The sequence below is a fragment of the Carnobacterium alterfunditum DSM 5972 genome (genome assembly GCF_000744115.1).
In the GTDB taxonomy this organism is placed as follows: Bacteria; Bacillota; Bacilli; order Lactobacillales; family Carnobacteriaceae; genus Carnobacterium_B; species Carnobacterium_B alterfunditum.
Window position 1 is genome coordinate 2,053,613 of sequence record NZ_JQLG01000004.1, and the last position, 17,193, is coordinate 2,070,805.

Below are 17,193 nucleotides of genomic sequence, written 5' to 3' on the forward strand. Positions count from 1 at the left end.
CAAAAATGTCTTAGCCCTTTTTTGCTGATAAAAAAAGAATAGATTTTTGTTTATTTGCCAATAAATGGCGTAGTGCCTTTTAACCAATGATCTTCCAACCTATTTGACCATATTAAAAACGCAAAAATCAATTAAAGTGATTGGTTAAATGAAAAAAATATTTTTTACGTATATTAGATTTAGAAGAACTCAAAAAGGAGTTTAAGGAGATGTTGAAAACTGGCAAAGAGTGGTTAATTAAGCAACGTTTATTTATTGAAATAGGTATGCTTGGCTGCCTGATCCTCAGTATAGTGGGCATCAGTTTTCTGTTTTTTAAAGATGCAAATTCAGTAAAAGAACCCTCAACTATGATGAGTTATTTGGAAAGTGAAAATCAGAGTCAGAGTTCAATAGAACTGAATCAAATAGATCAAAGTTCAACAAGCCAAACAGAAAAAATTTATGTGGACGTCAAAGGTGCAGTTTACCTTCCAGGAGTGTATGAAGTGACAAATGATATGCGCCTAATTGATGCCGTTAATTTAGCTGGAGGTTTTAGTGATAAGGCTGATCAAAAACCAGTAAACTTGTCGTTAAAATTAACAGACCAGATGGTTATATTTATTCCGGAGATCGGAGAAGTTGGAGCAGAGGAAACAGTCCAAGAAACTTCCGCACCTTCACTGGAAGCAAACATTGTTACAGTAACTGAAAATACAGAGGAAATGACAAATTCTGCAAAAGTGAACATCAACCTTGCAGACGCAATTCAGTTGCAGCAACTATCGGGGATAGGAGAGAAAAAAGCAGAACAAATTGTGAGTTATAGACAAGAAAATGGTTCTTTTCAGACAATTGAAGACTTGAAAAATGTGTCCGGCATTGGTGAAAAAACTTTTGAAGCATTAAAAGCGAGCGTGACAGTGGGCAATGATTAAAGAACGCAACGGTTAAAAATGAAGTGTTGAAAGTCTTAACGGCCTTTTGTATACTTGAGAAAATAGGTAAAATAAAAAAATTAAACAGATAAATTAGTAGGAGGATGAATATGGCGGAACGCATACCTTGGGATCAATATTTTATGTCTCAAAGCTTATTGTTGTCTTTACGAAGTACATGTACTCGTTTAACTGTCGGAGCAACAATTGTAAGAGAAAAAAGGATCATTGCAGGAGGCTACAATGGGTCGGTCAGCGGAGATGTACACTGCATAGATGAAGGCTGTTATGTAGTTGATGGTCATTGTCTGCGAACTATTCATGCTGAAATGAATGCGATTCTTCAATGTGCAAAATTTGGAGCACAAACTCAAGGTGCTGAAATATATGTTACTCATTTTCCTTGCTTGCAGTGCACAAAAATGATTATCCAAGCCGGTATAACAAAAATAAATTATTTAGAAGATTACCATAACAACGCTTATGCAGTGAAGTTGATTGAACAAGCCCATGTTCAATGTCAAAAAGTCGCACTTCCAAAAGATTTTTTCCAACAACTAGATTTCAATACCAATATCCAAGCTAGTTTAAGCCGTAGTGATGGACACACACCTATTCAATAGTTGAAAGGATATGTCCTTTTTCCAGCCATTTCCTGTTTATTGTGTACTATTATTATGTTAACGACTCATTGGTTAAGGTTTTTATTGCTCTTTTTTTGGCTGATTCGATTAGTATGTACACGTAAAAAAAATATAATTGTTTATTCTTGTTTACTAATGATTGTGACAATTTTTTTTGTAGGATTAGAAAAAGATAACAACCAAACGAACCTTCTAGCAGAGGAACAATCATTTTTGATTGAACTTGATCCAAATAAGTTGAAGATCGATGGAGATCAACTTCAATTTTATGGTAGAGTTAAAGAATCTGGAGAAAAGGTAAATCTTTCTGAAAAAATCGTTGTTTTTTATCGCCTATCTACTGAAGCAGAAAAAAACAGTTGGGAGAAGCAACGAAAAGTAGAGGATTTTATAGTGACGGGTTCATTAAGTAAGCCTGAAAAAAATAGAAACTTAAATCAATTTGATTACCAAAGTTATTTGCACCAAAATAAAATTCATTGGACATTACAGGCTGAAACAATCGACACTCGTTCTGAAATCCAGAAAAATTTTTTTTTTGATAAACTGAATTTAAAAAACATAAGACAGGCTATTTTAGCTCATATTGAAAAAGAAACAACAGTTATGGTTTCAAGTTATATCAAAACACTTCTATTTGCCGACACTAGTTCTATTGACGATCAAGTGATGAATGGGTATAAACAAATTGGCATTATTCATTTGTTGAGTATTTCTGGTCTGCACATCCAATTTTTCATAGCAGGATTAACGTATATTCTCTGGCGGATTGGTGTTACTCGAGAGAAAACGTATTTATTTTTATTATTTTTTCTACCCATATATGGAAGTTTAACTTACTGGGGAACAAGTATATTTAGAGCTATTGTGATGAGTTTGATCAGTCAAACTAGTTCACGCCTTGGCAAACCTATTTCAGGTCTTGATGCATGGTCATGGACGTTAATTATCGGTCTTTGGATAGATCCTTATCAAATTTTTTCTATCGGCTTTCAATTGAGCTATTTACTGAGTTTAACATTGATTCTATTTTCAAACTCTTTATTTAATCAATCAAAATTCAATAGTGTAAATAGTTTGTGTATTTCTTTTATTTTGACTCTTATTTCGATTCCAATTCTCAGTTTTCATTTCTTTGAATTTTCATGGCTAGGAATGTTTACAAATTTGATTTTTGTTCCTTTGTTTACTTGGATCATTATGCCTTTGATCATTGTACTTTTTATTAGTTCCTATCCGCTGTCAGGAACGCAATGCTTTCATTTTCTTATAAGTGTAACAGAAGGTTTGTTGAGGATAATTGAATGGTTGGTTTTAAAAATCAAGCTCTTCCCATATGGGACTTTCGTTACAGGGAAAGTTCCCACTGGTCTATTCATTTTGGTAATAGTCGTACTGATTATTTTTCTTATAGCATTGGAAGAGCAAAAAAAAATAAAACGGTCAATTATTTTGCTGACCCTTGTTTTTACTGTTTTTATTTATTACCAAAAATATAATCCTTTTGGAGAAGTTCTCTTAATAGATGTCGGTCAAGGAGATGCTATTTTAATCAAGGAGCCTTTTGGGGCTGGTGTCTATTTGATTGACACAGGTGGGACAATAGCATTTGAAAAAGAAGAATGGCAAATAAGAAAGAATCAGTCAACTGTGGCAAGCCGTGTTTTGATACCTATTATCAAGTCTTTAGGTTTAACACAATTAGATCAAGTTTTTATTACGCACGGTGACGAAGATCATATGGGTGAATTAAAAGAATTAGCTCAGAATATTGAAGTGAAAGAACTGATTTTTCCTGTAGGTACAACAAAAAAACAGTTATTTCATGATGTAGCACAAACGTTAGAAAGAAATGAAACACAACTAAGGGCAATTACGGCTGAAAATACGAAAAAGCAACTTTTTGGTCCATCTTTAGCAGTATTATGGCCAGTAAAAGCTGGAGAAGGCGGAAACAATGATTCATTAGTGCTGTATGGAGAAATAGGAAGCTACTATTGGTTGTTTACTGGAGACATCGAAGAAGCAGGAGAAGCAGAATTAGCAGCTTTCTATCCCAACTTAAGGGTAGATATTCTAAAGGTTGCACACCACGGAAGCCAAACATCGACTAGCGAGCAATTTATTCAACAAATGAAACCAAAAATAGCATTAATTTCATGCGGATTAAACAACCGCTACAATCACCCTAATGGCGAGGTATTAGAACGAATGGCTGATTTGAATACGATTGTTTACCGAACAGACTTACAGGGCAGTTTTAGGTATACGTATTCAAATCGTTTAAGTGGTATGATAGAAAAAGATTTTCAAACGATTCTAAAATAATTCATTAATAGTCTTGCAAAATAATTTAATGCTTTGTACCATAGAGAGAATACAAGAAAGCGGTGGAACAGAGTGAACTTTGTATCAGAATTAGCAAAGATAAAAAATGGGACTATTGCCCGTATTTATGTGGTACTAGGAACAGAGTCGTACTTAGCAAATGTAGCTAGGAAAACGCTACTTGATTCTTTATTAAAAACAGAAGAAATAGAACTGAACTATGGTGCATACGATATGGAAGAAATATCTATCGGCACAGCCTTAGAAGATGCAGAATCTATTCCATTTTTTGGCGACCGACGCGTTGTCTTTGTGGATAGGCCTTTTTTCTTAACAGGTGAAAAAACAAAATCAAAGTTAGAGCATGATTTGAAATGGTTAGAGAATTACTTAACTCATCCTTCTGAGTCAACCACACTTGTATTTTTTGCTCCATATGAAAAATTAGATGAGCGTAAAAAAATAACTAAATTACTAAAAAAAACAGCCACAATACTCGAAGTTAATGCCTTGTCAGAAAAAGAGATGCGTAAATATCTCAAGGATACGATTGCAAATGAAGAGTACCGTTATTCTCCAGAAGCGTTTGAATTATTTATTCAATTAACGGATGCTAAATTATCGGTAGCGATGGGAGAGTTACCGAAACTTTTTCTTTATGCACAGGACACTAAATTTATTACAAAGGAAGCTGTTCAAGAATTAGTAGCTAAATCGCTAGAACAAAATATTTTTGCGTTAAATGAATATGTCTTGAAAAAAAATGTAGGACAAGCGCTTAACTTATATCAAGACCTGTTGTTGCAAAAAGAAGACCCAATCAAAATAAATGCAATCATGACTTCTCAATTTCGATTGTTGATCCAAGTTAAAATTTTAGAAAAAAAAGGCTATCAGCAAGGAGATATTGCTAAACAGTTAAAAACGCATCCTTACCGTGTGAAGCTAGCTGTTCAGCAGATGAGGAAAATTGAGGAATACGCACTAGTTGAAGCTTATAACGGATTGATTGATGCTGAGTATCGTTTGAAAACAGGAAAAGGCGATAAAGAAATGCAGTTTGAACTATTTGTTCTGCAGTATGCACAAAAAAAGGTCAGTAAAAGAACATAGATATAGGAATTTAAGATGCTATAGCTATCAAGTAAAAAAACTTTACACATTTTTATTGCATTGAGAGATATCTTTATGTATAATTGAGTTTGTTGAAACAACTGGAATAAACTATTTTAAGTTGTAAATAATTGAAAGTGGGGTGAATCAAATGCCAAACATCGAAGCTGCAATCAAACGTGTTCGTACTTCTGAGAAATCAGCTGCACAAAACAACGTTCAAAAAAGTTCAATGCGTACTGCTATAAAAAAATACGTTCAAGCTATTGAAGCAGGTAACGAAAACTCTGAACAATTACTTAAAGAAGCAATCAAATCAATTGACATGGCTGCATCTAAAGGATTGATTCATAAAAATAAAGCTAACCGTGACAAATCTCGTTTATCTGCTAAATTAGTTAAATAAGAGGTCATTGTTATAAAGAGTCATAAAAAAAGTAGTAAGGTCCTGATTAGTCAGGCCTTACTGCTTTTTTATTTTGAGTATTTCGAGCATCAAAAGAAAGACTATAGTATTTAGGGTACTATCACGATCTGTTAACTGAATGAAGAAGCTGATCGAGTTTCCGATAGTAATTAAAATAAATTTTTCAATTACTTATGTAACCTTTAGCTAATTAGTTGTAAGAACACATGTTCAATGATAAGATAATAGGGTAGAATTAAAAACGATGTGTTTTACATTAGATAGGATCCGTTTTAGATTTAATAGAAGAGCAAGGAGGTACGTAAAATGCCAAAAGACCAATTTGAACTGGTTTCTAAATACCAGCCTAGTGGTGATCAGCCAGAAGCAATCAAAAAGTTAATTGCCGGTCTCGAAAAAGGTGAGAAAGAACAAACTTTATTAGGTGCCACAGGAACTGGGAAAACATTTACGGTCTCAAATGTAATTAAAGAAGTAAATAGACCAACTTTAGTTATTGCGCATAATAAAACTTTAGCAGGTCAATTATATGGAGAATTCAAAGAGTTTTTCCCCGATAATGCTGTAGAATATTTTGTTAGTTACTATGATTACTATCAACCAGAGGCCTATGTTCCTTCAAGTGATACTTTTATTGAAAAAGAATCAAGTGTCAATGATGAGATAGATAAATTACGTCATTCTGCTACAAGTTCTTTACTAGAAAGAAGAGACGTTATTGTAGTTGCTTCAGTTTCTTGTATTTATGGTTTGGTCAATCCAAAAGATTACCGAGACCATGTGCTTTCTTTACGTGTAGGTACTGAAATGAACCGAGATGAAATGTTGCGTCGATTAGTTGATATGCAATTTGAGCGTAATGATATCGATTTTCAGCGTGGACGATTTCGTGTTAGAGGGGACGTAGTAGAAATATTCTTAGCGTCGCGTGACAGCGAAGCGATACGTGTAGAGTTCTTTGGTGATGAAATCGATCGTATCAGAGAAGTAGATGTTTTAACAGGTGAAGTTAAAGCTGATGTTCAACATGTCCCTATCTTTCCAGCAACTCACTTTGTAGCCAATGATGAACAAACAAGGTCAGCTATTAAAAATATTCAAGAAGAACTGGAACAACGATTAAAGGTTCTTCGTGCTGAAGATAAATTAATTGAAGCACAACGGTTAGAGCAACGGACAAATTATGATTTGGAAATGCTATTAGAAATGGGTTATTGTTCAGGTATTGAAAATTATTCTAGGCACATGGATGGTCGTAAAACTGGAGAAGCGCCTTATACACTAATTGATTTCTTTCCAGATGATTTTCTAATTGTGATAGATGAGTCTCATATCACTATGTCTCAAATTAGAGGAATGTACAATGGCGATAGAGCTAGAAAAGAACAATTAATTGAATATGGATTCAGACTACCGAGTGCCTTAGATAATAGACCGCTTCGCTTGGAAGAGTTTGAGAAACATGTCAATCAAATTATGTACATTTCAGCAACGCCGGGACCATATGAATTGGAAAGAGCTCCAGAAGTGATCGAACAAATCATTCGTCCAACAGGATTGCTCGATCCAATCATAGAAGTACGTCCAATCAAAGGGCAAATTGATGATTTGATTGATGAGATAAATGAGCGTTCTGAAAAGAATGAGCGTGTCTTTATCACGACCTTAACTAAAAAAATGTCAGAAGATCTAACGGACTACTTAAAAGAAGTAGGGATCAAAGTTGCTTATCTACACAGTGAAATAAAAACGCTTGAACGAACAGAGATTATTCGAAATCTGCGTTTAGGCGTATATGATGTGTTGATCGGTATCAACTTACTACGTGAAGGTATAGATGTACCAGAAGTATCATTGGTTATTATTCTAGACGCGGATAAAGAAGGATTTCTGAGAAGCGAACGCGCACTTGTTCAGACAATCGGACGAGCCGCACGTAATGAAAATGGGAGAGTTATTATGTATGCAGATCGAATTACCGACTCCATGCGTGCAGCCATGTCAGAAACGGAAAGACGTCGTGAAACGCAAAAAGAGTATAACGAAAAATATGGTATTACTCCTAAAACAATCATCAAAGATATTCGCGATTTGATTTCAATCACCTCTGTGATAAAAGGAAAAGAAGACGGAGCATCAGGTATCGAGAATATCGCTAAAATGACTAGAGCACAGCGATTAGAAGTGATTGACGGTTTGGAAATAGAAATGAAACTAGCTGCAAAAGAATTAAACTTTGAAAAAGCGGCTAATTTGAGAGATATGGTATTAGAAATAACGGCTCAATATAAATTGAAATAAAATAATCTATCAAATAAAAACTTGCATTTTACTATAAATTCTAGTAAGATTTAAGAGTGTATTAAGCACAGACCTTCTACTTGGTAAAACGAATCACCAACGTCTACTCAGTAAGAGGAAAAATTGAGGAAAGAGGTGTTTAGAAATGTCAATTTCTAAAGAACGCAAAAATGAGATCATCAAGGAATACGCAATTCATGAAGGAGACACAGGTTCTCCCGAAGTACAAGTTGCTGTATTAACAGCTGAGATCAACCACTTAAACGAACACGCACGTGTTCACAAAAAAGACCACCATTCTTATCGTGGACTTATGAAAAAAATTGGTCACCGTCGTAACTTGCTTGCGTACTTACGCAATAAAGATATTACTCGTTACCGTGAATTGATTCAAAGATTAGGTCTACGTCGTTAATTTTTCGTAGTCTATTTAGAAGCGAGGTTCTAAGGAATCTCGCTTCATTTTGTTTGTAAAAGAAAAAGCTTTTTATTTTGTTGTCCATCCTACTATACAAATGTGAGTATTTAAATGAAATTGAATTTTGACATTTGTTTAGTAGTCTGTTTGGAAAAAACGAATAAAAGCTTCAAAAAAAGGAGAAATGCACACAATGACAGAGAAACAAGTTTTTACTAAAGAATGGGCAGGACGTACATTAACAGTTGAGGTTGGGCAATTAGCAAAACAAGCTAATGGAGCGACTTTGATTCGCTATGATGATACTGTCGTGTTAACTGCAGCAGTAGCTAGTAAAAAAGCGAAAGATGTCGATTTCTTTCCTTTGACTGTAAATTACGATGAAAAAATGTATTCAATTGGTAAAATCCCGGGTGGGTTCATTAAAAGAGAAGCACGTCCAAGTGAAAATGCTACTTTAACGGCTCGATTAATTGACCGTCCAATTCGTCCAATGTTTGCAGAAGGATTTCGTAATGAAGTTCAAATCACAAATACAGTCATGTCAGTAGACCGCAATTGTTCACCAACCTTTTCAGCAATGTTTGGTTCTTCTTTGTCACTTGCTATTTCTGACATTCCGTTTAATGGTCCTATTGCAAGTGTTGATGTAGGTCGTGTAGATGGAGAATATATTATCAATCCAACTGTTGAACAAGAAGCATTATCTGACATTCATTTAACTGTTGCAGGCACAAAAGAGGCCATTAATATGGTTGAAAGTGGAGCCGCTGAAGTTTCTGAAGAAGATATGTTAGGTGCTTTGATGTTTGGGCATAGAGCGATCCAAGAATTAGTTGCTTTCCAAGAGGAAATTGTAGCTGTTGTTGGGAAAGAAAAAATGGTTATCCAATTGTTGCAGATCGATGAAGAGTTAGAAAAAGAAGTAAATGACGCTTTTCAAGCTAAGATGGTAGCAGCTATCCAAACAGAAGAAAAATTAGCTCGTGAAGAAAATATTGAAGATACTAAAGACGAAGCAAAGGCTTTTTATGAGGAAAAATATCAAGAAAATGCTGAAATTAAACGGATCAATAAAGAAGTAAAACAAATTGTTGAAGACATGGAAAAAAATGAAGTGCGCCGTTTAATTACAGTCGATAAAATCAGACCAGATGGTCGTAAAATCGATGAGATCCGTTCTTTAGCTTCAGAAATTGGGCTTTTACCAAGAGCACATGGATCCGGTTTGTTCACACGTGGACAAACGCAAGCCTTGTCTATAGCGACTCTAGCTCCATTAGGCGAACATCAAATTATTGATGGTCTTGGAGTTGAAAACAGCAAACGATTTATCCATCATTACAATTTCCCACAGTATTCTGTTGGAAGTACCGGCCCCGCACGTGGACCAGGTCGTAGAGAAATTGGACATGGAGCATTAGGAGAACGCGCTTTATCACAAGTTATTCCAAGTGAAGAAGATTTCCCTTACATGATTCGCTTAGTTGCTGAAGTTCTTGAATCAAACGGTTCTTCATCGCAAGCAAGTATTTGTGCCGGAACATTAGCTTTAATGGATGCTGGTGTACCAATCAAGGCTCCTGTAGCTGGAATCGCAATGGGTCTTGTTAAAGAGGGCGAAAATTATACTGTCTTAACTGATATTCAAGGATTAGAAGACCACTTAGGCGATATGGACTTTAAAGTAGCGGGTACAAGCAAGGGAATTACTGCTCTTCAAATGGACATCAAAATTGAAGGTATCACGGAACAAATTTTAGAAGAAGCATTAACGCAGGCTAAAAAAGCTAGAATGGAAATTCTGAATGAATTGACGTCTACAATTGCTGAGCCGCATGAAGAATTAAGTGCATATGCTCCTAAAATTGAAATGATGCAAATCAAACCTGAAAAAATCAAAGTTGTTATTGGCCGCGGTGGCGATCAAATCAATTCAATCATTGATGAAACCGGCGTTAAAATTGATATAGACCAAGAAGGAAATATCAGTATCGCATCTGAAGATGCATCAATGATCAAACGTGCCAAAGAAATTATTGATGAATTGACAAAAGACATTGAAGTTGGAAAAGTTTACTCAGGAAAAGTGAAACGAATTGAAAAATTTGGGGCATTTGTTGATATTGCTAAAGGAAAAGATGGATTAGTCCATATTTCTGAATTAGCAAATGAACGTGTTGCCAAAGTCGAAGATGTTATCTCTCTAGGCGAACAATTTGATGTTAAAGTTATTGAAATCGATAAACAAGGAAGAATCAATCTTTCTCGTAAAGTGTTATTGGAAAGTGAAGAAAAATAAAAAAGTAAATAGAAAAAAGAGCTCAATTTGAAAAAATTGGGCTCTTTTCTTTTGATTTAGTTTACTTCGATTGATTTTAGCCATTCCGTTAATAGTTTAACAGTTTCTTCTTGCTGTTCTTCAGGTAAGATGCTGGCAGGTTTATCGCCTTCTTGGTTTCCATAATCACCAAATCCGGCATGGTTTCCGCCTTTAATAGTATGAAACGAAGTGGAGTCAGGTAAGTAATCTTTCCCTGATTGATAAGCCTGATTATCAATCAGTCCATCATTAGAACCAATAATCGAGATAACTGATATAGGCAGATCATCTAGCCGATTTTTTTCATCGGTGTAGCTGGCCAATAAAAAAACACCCTTTAATTGTTTAGAACTTGATTGATTTGCAAACTGGCTAGCCATGACACCACCTAAGGAATGGCCACCTATAACATAGTTTTCAATTTTTTCTTCAGCGATAATAGCACTCGCTTTATTTTTATCGGTAACAGCAAGGTTCAATGTATGTTTAACCAAATAAACAGGATAACCTTTCGCGGCAAGCTTAGCCGCAATCGTGCTATAACTTTTTTCTTCTACTAGACCTCCTTGGTAAAATAGGATAGAAGTTTCCTGTTGATCATTCAATGGGTAAAAAATAATCGATTCTTGCGTTTCCTTGACTGTGTATTGATTGGTAGATCGAGCTTCTTTTAAAGCTTCACTTAAAGGCTGGTAAGTCTTGTTGTGCACTAAAAATAGACCACCTAAAAGAATCAGCACTAACAGAACTAAACTAGCAATTAAAATTTTGTATCTAGACTTCATAAATGCTCCTTTCAAATTTATTTAAATGAGAGTATGTAAAAAAGTGTAGCATAATTTTGTTTTATTCGTTAGATAAATAAAACAAAAAAGAGCGAATAATCTACATTTGTATAAATTCCTTTGAAATTGTGCTAAAATATATATTGGGAGTACATGTGGTTAATAGATAAGATTAAAAAATGAAAATTGTAGTAGGAGAGATAAAAAATGAATGGATATACGATTGCAGTTGTGGGAGCAACTGGAGCGGTAGGAACAAAAATGATTCAAATGTTGGAACAAGCTACTTTTCCAATAAAAAGTGTGAAATTTTTAGCTTCTAAAAGATCTGCTGGAAAAAAGTTACTTTTTAAGGGTAAAGAAGTAGAAATTCAAGAAACAACAGCTAAATCTTTTGAAAATGTTGATATTGCATTATTTAGTGCGGGCGGATCAATTTCAAAACAATTTGCTCCTGAAGCTGTAAAATGCGGTGCAGTTGTCATTGATAATACAAGCGCATATAGAATGGATCCAGATGTTCCTTTAGTCGTTCCAGAAGTAAACGAAGAGGCTATCCGTTCTCACAAAGGGATCATAGCTAATCCAAACTGTTCTACTATACAATTAATGGTCGCATTAGAACCTATTCGTAAGCAATATGGATTAGACCGTATCATCGTTTCGACTTATCAAGCAGTCAGCGGGGCAGGTATTTATGCGATTAACGAAATGAAAGAGCAAGCACAACACATGCTAAATGGTGAACCATATGAAGCAGCTATTTTACCATCGGGCGGGGATAAAAAACATTTTCCAATTGCTTTTAATGCTTTACCTCAAATTGATTTATTTGCTGAAGATGGCTATACATTTGAAGAGTTAAAAATGATCAATGAAACGAAAAAAATTATGGGTGATAACAAAATAAAAGTTTCTGCAACATGTGTTCGTATTCCAGTTGTTTCAGGGCATTCAGAATCCGTATACATTGAAGTGAAAGAAGATGGAACTAGCGTAACGGCTATCCAAGAAATTTTGAGAAATGCTCCTGGTGTAGTGCTTCAAGATGATCCAGCTAACCAAATTTATCCAACAGCCTTGGAAGCAGAAGGCAAGAAAGAAACTTTTGTTGGAAGAATACGAAAAGATAGAGACGAAGACAAAGGTTATCATATGTGGATCGTTTCTGATAACTTATTAAAGGGTGCAGCTTGGAATTCTGTTCAAATAGCTGAAAGTTTATACAAACTAGGATTGATCAAAGAAAGAAACTAAAAAAGTTAAATTTAAAACGAAGGGTGATTTTAATGGATTTAAAAAAAGCTCGCATTATAACAGCTATGACAACTCCATTTAATGAACAAGGATCGGTTGATTATGGGAAATTAGAAAAATTGATCGATTTCTTGCTTGAAAATGGAACCGAAGGATTAGTTGTGGGAGGAACAACTGGAGAATCTCCTACACTAGCTCATGAGGAAAAAGTAGCATTATATCGTAAAACAGTTGAACTAACAGCAGGACGTGTTCCAATCATTGTCGGTACAGGATCATTTAATACGGCTGAAACGATTGCTTTTACAAAAGAGGTTGAAAACATTGCTGGCATCGATGCAGCACTAGTAGTGGTTCCCTATTACAGTAAACCCAATCAAGCTGGTTTATACGCTCATTTTGAAGCGGTGGCGGCTAGTACAACCCTACCAATCATTATTTATAATGTTCCTGGTCGTACGAGTGTGTCTATTGATCCTGAGACGACGATCAAACTTTCCACTATTAAAAATATCATTGGTGTGAAAGAATGTTTAGGTCTAGATGCTGTAAGTGAAGAAATCAAAAGAACTTCTGAAGATTTCTTAGTCTATACTGGTGAAGATGGAAATGCTTTTCCTGCAAAATGTATCGGGGCTACTGGTGTGATTTCTGTAGCTAGTCATGTTTTAGGGAATGAAATCTCTAAAATGTACGATTTTTTAGAAACAGGCTCTTTGGCTGAAGCGGCACAGATACACCGTGATTTGGTTCCAAAAATGAATAGTTTGTTCAGCGTCCCATCTCCGGCACCGGTTAAATTGGTACTAAATCATTTAGGAATTAATGTAGGCGGTGTAAGATTGCCGTTAGTGGCTTGTACGAAAGAAGAAGAAGAAGTTATATTGAAATCATTAAATTTAAAAAAATAAAAATAATAAATTGAAAGTAAGAGAGGTGAAGAAATGAGTACAATAAAAATTATCCCACTAGGTGGCGTGCGCGAAAATGGAAAAAATATGTATGCTGTTGAAGTGGACGAAGACATATTCGTTTTAGACTGTGGATTGATGTATCCTGAAACAGAATTACTAGGAATAGATGTAGTCATTCCTGACTTTAGTTATTTAGAAGAAAATAGAAATCGTGTTACTGGAGTATTTCTAACACATGGACATGAAGACGCAATTGGAGCATTGCCTTATTTTCTTCAAAAATTTGATGTTCCCGTATTTGGAACTGAACTAACGATAGCATTTGCAAAGTTATTTGTTGAAAAAGATAGTCAAGTAAGTACATTTGATGACTACCACATTATTGATGAAAATACTGAGATAGAATTTGGTGATGTAATTGCCAGTTTCTTCAGAACAACCCATACTATTCCTGATTCTGTTGGGATAGCTCTTAAAACAACTGAAGGAAGCATCGTTTATACAGGCGATTTTAAATTCGACCAAAGTGCTAAACCAATGTACCAAAGTAATTTATCCCGTATTGCTGATATCGGAAAAGACAATGTTTTAGCATTATTAAGCGATTCAAGCGAAGCTGAAAGTCCGGTTGAGAATATAAGTGATTTGAAAGTAGCAGAAGAAGTATTGGATACATTCCAAAATGCTAACGGCCGTATCATTGTTGCAAGCGTAGCGAGCAATATTTTGCGTATTCAACAAGTATTAGACGCTGCTCAAAAATCGCATAAAAAGATTTTTATCACTGGGAGTAATCTTGAAAAAATCGTTCAAATTGCAATGCAGTTGAATAAGCTTCAATTGCCAAGTGAAGATCTAATCGTCCCTGTAGCAGACATTGAAAAATACGATGATCAACAGATAGTTGTTTTGGAAACAGGAGCTACTGGTGAGCCTATTAAGACCTTATCGCGCATGGCGAAAGGGAAGCACACTCAAGTGAATATAAAAGAGGGCGACTTAGTTTATATCGTAACAAGCCCATCAACTGCAATGGAAGTAACCGTTGCCCAAACAGAAAATTTGATTTATCGAGCAGGCGGAACGGTAAAACATATTTCAGATAATTTGAAAGCATCTGGTCATGCTACTCCTAATGATTTAAAATTAATGATCAACTTGATCAAACCAACTTATTTCATTCCGGTTCAAGGACAATATCGTATGCTTTCTGCACACGCAAAACTTGCACATGAAGTAGGAATGTCATACAAAAATATTTTTATTCCAGGTAAAGGCGACATCATGGAATACAAAAATAACCGTATGCATGTAGCAGGTCAAGTGACTGTTGGTAATACGATGGTCGATGGTATTGGAATAGGCGATATTGGGAATATTGTTTTACGCGATCGTAAATTGCTATCAGAAGATGGTATATTCGTAGCGGTAGTTACTATTAATCGCAGAAAGAGTAAAATTATCTCAGGTCCTGAAGTTATGACTAGAGGGTTTGTATATGTTAAAGATAATACTGATTTAGTCAATCAAAGCAATGAGATTATTAGAAAAGTAGTCGAAGAGAATTTAAGCCGAAAAGAATTTGAATGGAGTCGTCTCAAACAAGAAATTAGAGATGCTTTAAATAAACATCTTTTTGAACAAACACGTAGACGTCCAGTTATTCTACCAATTATTATGGAAACAAGTTCACGTAACCGCAGAAATTAATTAGACGAAAAAACTCTCATTTCCTTTAAAAGGAAATGAGAGTTTTTTTGTTAGGTGGCAGAAAAAAGGAGCATTCACAAAAATGTGAATGCTCCTTAACTGTGTTCATTGAAAGATTATTTTGTTACGCCTTCAGTCCATTCAGCGACACGGTCTGGATTTTCTTCGATCCAAGCTTCTGCTGCATCTTCAGGATCTTCACCTTCAGAAATAGCTAACATAATGCTTTCCATTTCTTCAGTAGTCCAATTAAATTGATCTAATACTTGATAAGCTTCAGGTAGATCTTCTTCTAAGTCTTTACGAGCCATAGTGTTGATTGTTTCTTCTCCACCAAATGCACCTTCAGGATCTTCAAGATATTTCAAGTCATAAGTGGCGAACATCCAATGTGGAGACCAACCAGTGATGATAATTTCTTCTTCATCTTTAATAGCTTGACCTAATTCAACAGTCATTGCACCAGATGAAGAAGTTTTTAGGTCCCAATCACTCAAGTTAGGATAAGTTTCTAGCGCTGTTTCAGTTGCGGCAACGACACCAGCACCAGGTTCGATACCTGTGATGGTCATTTCAGCTTCATCAGAAAGGTCAGCGATAGAATCGACATCCATATATTCAGGAACAACTAAACCAACTTTTGCGCCTTCTAAGTTCGAGCCTAAGTCAACCACTTGATCGCCATACTCTTCAAATTGAGAACCATGAGTTTCAGGTAGCCAAGCAGCTACCATTGCATCAGCATCGCCACTAGATACGGCTTGCCACATAACAGCGTTATCTAATGGTGTCAGTGATACGTCATAGCCTAAGTTTTCTAAAACTTTACCGATAACGTTAGTAGAAGCAACTTCACTATCCCATTCTACATAAGCTAGCTCAATTTCTTGGCCATTACCAACGTTTGTAGCTTCATCGTCGGTTGATTCTTCTGTTGTGCAGCCTGCAGCAACTAATGATAACCCAAGACCTGCTGTAAGACCCAAATATTTCCAGTTTAATTTTTTCATAATTGATAAATCTCTCCTTTATATTTAAATTAAATCTTTTAGTAAGATTATTTTAGATAGAATAAAACGATTATTTTGTTACGCCTTCAGTCCATTCAGCGACACGGTCTGGATTCTCTTCGATCCAAGCTTCTGCGGCGTCTTCAGGATCTTCACCTTCAGAAATAGCTAGCATAAGGATTTCCAATTCTTCAGAGGTCCAGTTAAATTGATCTAATACTTGATAAGCTTCAGGTAGATCTTCTTCTAAGCCTTTACGAGCCATAGTGTTGATTGTTTCTGCATCACCAAATGTTCCTTCAGGATCTTCAAGATATTTCAAATCATAAGTGGCGAACATCCAATGTGGAGACCAACCGGTGATGATAATTTCTTCTTCATTTTTAATAGCTTGACCTAACTCAATAGCCATCGCACCAGATGAAGAAGTTTTAAGTTCCCAATCACTCAAGTTAGGGTAAGTTTCAAGCGCTGTTTCAGTTGCGGCAACGATACCAGCTCCAGGTTCGATACCTGTGATACTTTTTCCAGCTTCATCAGAAAGGTCAGCGATAGAATCAGCGTCCATATATTCAGGGACGACTAAACCAACTTTTGCACCTTCTAAGTTCACGCCTAGGTTAACCAGTTGGTCGCCATATTCTTCAAGCTGTGAACTATGAGTTTCAGGCAGCCAAGCAGCTACCATCGCATCAGCATTGCCACTAGATACGGCTTGCCACATGACGGCATTATCTAATGGTGTCAGTGTTACATTATAGCCTAAGTTTTCTAAAACTTTACCGATAACGTTAGTAGAAGCGACTTCACTGTCCCATTCTACATAAGCTAATTCAATTTCTTGTCCATTACCAACGTTTGTAGCTTCATCTTCGGCTGTTTCTTCTGTTGCGCAACCTGCAGCAGCTAATGATAACCCTAAACCTGCTGTAAGACTTAAATATTTCCAGTTTAATTTTTTCATAATTGATAAATTTCTCCTTTATAATTAAATCAAATTTTAGAGTGAAAGATTATTTAAATAATTAGTATAGCCTATACGG

12 protein-coding genes and 2 pseudogenes are annotated in these 17,193 nt (G+C 35.6%); 11 read left to right on the plus strand and 3 right to left on the minus strand.

The features are described from left to right. Positions 1-209 precede the first annotated feature (209 nt). The 8 genes from BR50_RS10140 (at position 210) to pnp (ending at position 10,453) form a co-directional block, all read left to right on the plus strand. Positions 210-920 (plus strand): helix-hairpin-helix domain-containing protein, encoded by a 711-nt coding sequence (locus tag BR50_RS10140; RefSeq protein WP_034548420.1) that lies wholly within the window; start codon positions 210-212, stop codon positions 918-920. A 110-nt stretch (positions 921-1,030) separates the two neighbouring features. Beyond that, a complete protein-coding gene (locus BR50_RS10145) occupies positions 1,031-1,543 on the plus strand; it encodes a ComE operon protein 2 (protein ID WP_034548422.1) in 513 nt (170 codons plus the stop codon). 54 nt (positions 1,544-1,597) lie between these two features. Continuing rightward, a complete protein-coding gene (locus BR50_RS10150; RefSeq protein WP_074200268.1) occupies positions 1,598-3,892 on the plus strand; it encodes a DNA internalization-related competence protein ComEC/Rec2 in 2,295 nt (764 codons plus the stop codon). Positions 3,893-3,964: 72 nt separating this feature from the next. Then, on the plus strand, positions 3,965-5,005 hold the full coding sequence (gene holA, locus BR50_RS10155; RefSeq protein WP_034548423.1) for a DNA polymerase III subunit delta: 1,041 nt from the start codon (positions 3,965-3,967) through the stop codon (positions 5,003-5,005). A gap of 151 nt (positions 5,006-5,156) precedes the next feature. Beyond that, positions 5,157-5,411: a 30S ribosomal protein S20 gene (gene rpsT / locus BR50_RS10160; protein ID WP_034548424.1), complete on the plus strand. Its 255-nt coding sequence runs from the start codon at positions 5,157-5,159 to the stop codon at positions 5,409-5,411. Between the two features lie 327 nt (positions 5,412-5,738). After that, entirely contained in the window at positions 5,739-7,733 is a 1,995-nt protein-coding gene (gene uvrB / locus BR50_RS10165) for an excinuclease ABC subunit UvrB (protein ID WP_034548425.1), read from the plus strand. A 145-nt stretch (positions 7,734-7,878) separates the two neighbouring features. Then, positions 7,879-8,148 carry a 30S ribosomal protein S15 gene (rpsO, locus tag BR50_RS10170; RefSeq protein WP_013710576.1) on the plus strand — a complete coding sequence of 90 codons (270 nt, stop codon included), beginning with the start codon at positions 7,879-7,881 and terminating at the stop codon, positions 8,146-8,148. Positions 8,149-8,344: 196 nt separating this feature from the next. After that, positions 8,345-10,453 (plus strand): polyribonucleotide nucleotidyltransferase, encoded by a 2,109-nt coding sequence (gene pnp / locus BR50_RS10175; protein WP_034548426.1) that lies wholly within the window; start codon positions 8,345-8,347, stop codon positions 10,451-10,453. A gap of 56 nt (positions 10,454-10,509) precedes the next feature. Here pnp and BR50_RS10180 read toward each other — a convergent pair whose 3' ends face one another. Next, positions 10,510-11,259, minus strand: coding sequence for an alpha/beta hydrolase (locus BR50_RS10180; protein ID WP_034548427.1), 750 nt, complete (start codon positions 11,257-11,259; stop codon positions 10,510-10,512). Between the two features lie 207 nt (positions 11,260-11,466). Here BR50_RS10180 and BR50_RS10185 point away from each other — a divergent pair, with 207 nt between their 5' ends. From BR50_RS10185 to BR50_RS10195, 3 genes are read left to right on the plus strand one after another with little or no spacing between them, the layout of a single operon-like run. After that, positions 11,467-12,516 (plus strand): aspartate-semialdehyde dehydrogenase, encoded by a 1,050-nt coding sequence (locus BR50_RS10185; RefSeq protein WP_034548429.1) that lies wholly within the window; start codon positions 11,467-11,469, stop codon positions 12,514-12,516. A gap of 32 nt (positions 12,517-12,548) precedes the next feature. Continuing rightward, positions 12,549-13,427 (plus strand): 4-hydroxy-tetrahydrodipicolinate synthase, encoded by an 879-nt coding sequence (dapA, locus tag BR50_RS10190; RefSeq protein ID WP_034548430.1) that lies wholly within the window; start codon positions 12,549-12,551, stop codon positions 13,425-13,427. Between the two features lie 33 nt (positions 13,428-13,460). Continuing rightward, the gene (locus BR50_RS10195; RefSeq protein WP_034548431.1) at positions 13,461-15,140 is read left to right on the plus strand and encodes a ribonuclease J; all 1,680 of its coding nucleotides are present in this window, start codon (positions 13,461-13,463) and stop codon (positions 15,138-15,140) included. 116 nt (positions 15,141-15,256) lie between these two features. Here the strand turns inward: BR50_RS10195 and BR50_RS10200 are convergent. Beyond that, positions 15,257-16,036 (minus strand): annotated as a pseudogene (locus BR50_RS10200) (glycine betaine ABC transporter substrate-binding protein); the annotation flags it as partial. Between the two features lie 184 nt (positions 16,037-16,220). Then, positions 16,221-17,000, minus strand: a pseudogene (locus BR50_RS10205) (glycine betaine ABC transporter substrate-binding protein); the annotation flags it as partial. Positions 17,001-17,193: the final 193 nt, after the last annotated feature.

Coding starts and splice junctions, on each gene's coding strand:
- BR50_RS10140 (WP_034548420.1), top strand. CDS start 210: ATGTTGAAAACTGGCAAAGAGTGGTTAATTAAGCAACGTTTATTTATT.
- BR50_RS10145 (WP_034548422.1), top strand. CDS start 1,031: ATGGCGGAACGCATACCTTGGGATCAATATTTTATGTCTCAAAGCTTA.
- BR50_RS10150 (WP_074200268.1), top strand. CDS start 1,598: ATGTTAACGACTCATTGGTTAAGGTTTTTATTGCTCTTTTTTTGGCTG.
- rpsT (WP_034548424.1), top strand. CDS start 5,157: ATGCCAAACATCGAAGCTGCAATCAAACGTGTTCGTACTTCTGAGAAA.
- uvrB (WP_034548425.1), top strand. CDS start 5,739: ATGCCAAAAGACCAATTTGAACTGGTTTCTAAATACCAGCCTAGTGGT.
- rpsO (WP_013710576.1), top strand. CDS start 7,879: ATGTCAATTTCTAAAGAACGCAAAAATGAGATCATCAAGGAATACGCA.
- pnp (WP_034548426.1), top strand. CDS start 8,345: ATGACAGAGAAACAAGTTTTTACTAAAGAATGGGCAGGACGTACATTA.
- BR50_RS10180 (WP_034548427.1), bottom strand. CDS start 11,259: ATGAAGTCTAGATACAAAATTTTAATTGCTAGTTTAGTTCTGTTAGTG.
- BR50_RS10185 (WP_034548429.1), top strand. CDS start 11,467: ATGAATGGATATACGATTGCAGTTGTGGGAGCAACTGGAGCGGTAGGA.
- dapA (WP_034548430.1), top strand. CDS start 12,549: ATGGATTTAAAAAAAGCTCGCATTATAACAGCTATGACAACTCCATTT.
- BR50_RS10195 (WP_034548431.1), top strand. CDS start 13,461: ATGAGTACAATAAAAATTATCCCACTAGGTGGCGTGCGCGAAAATGGA.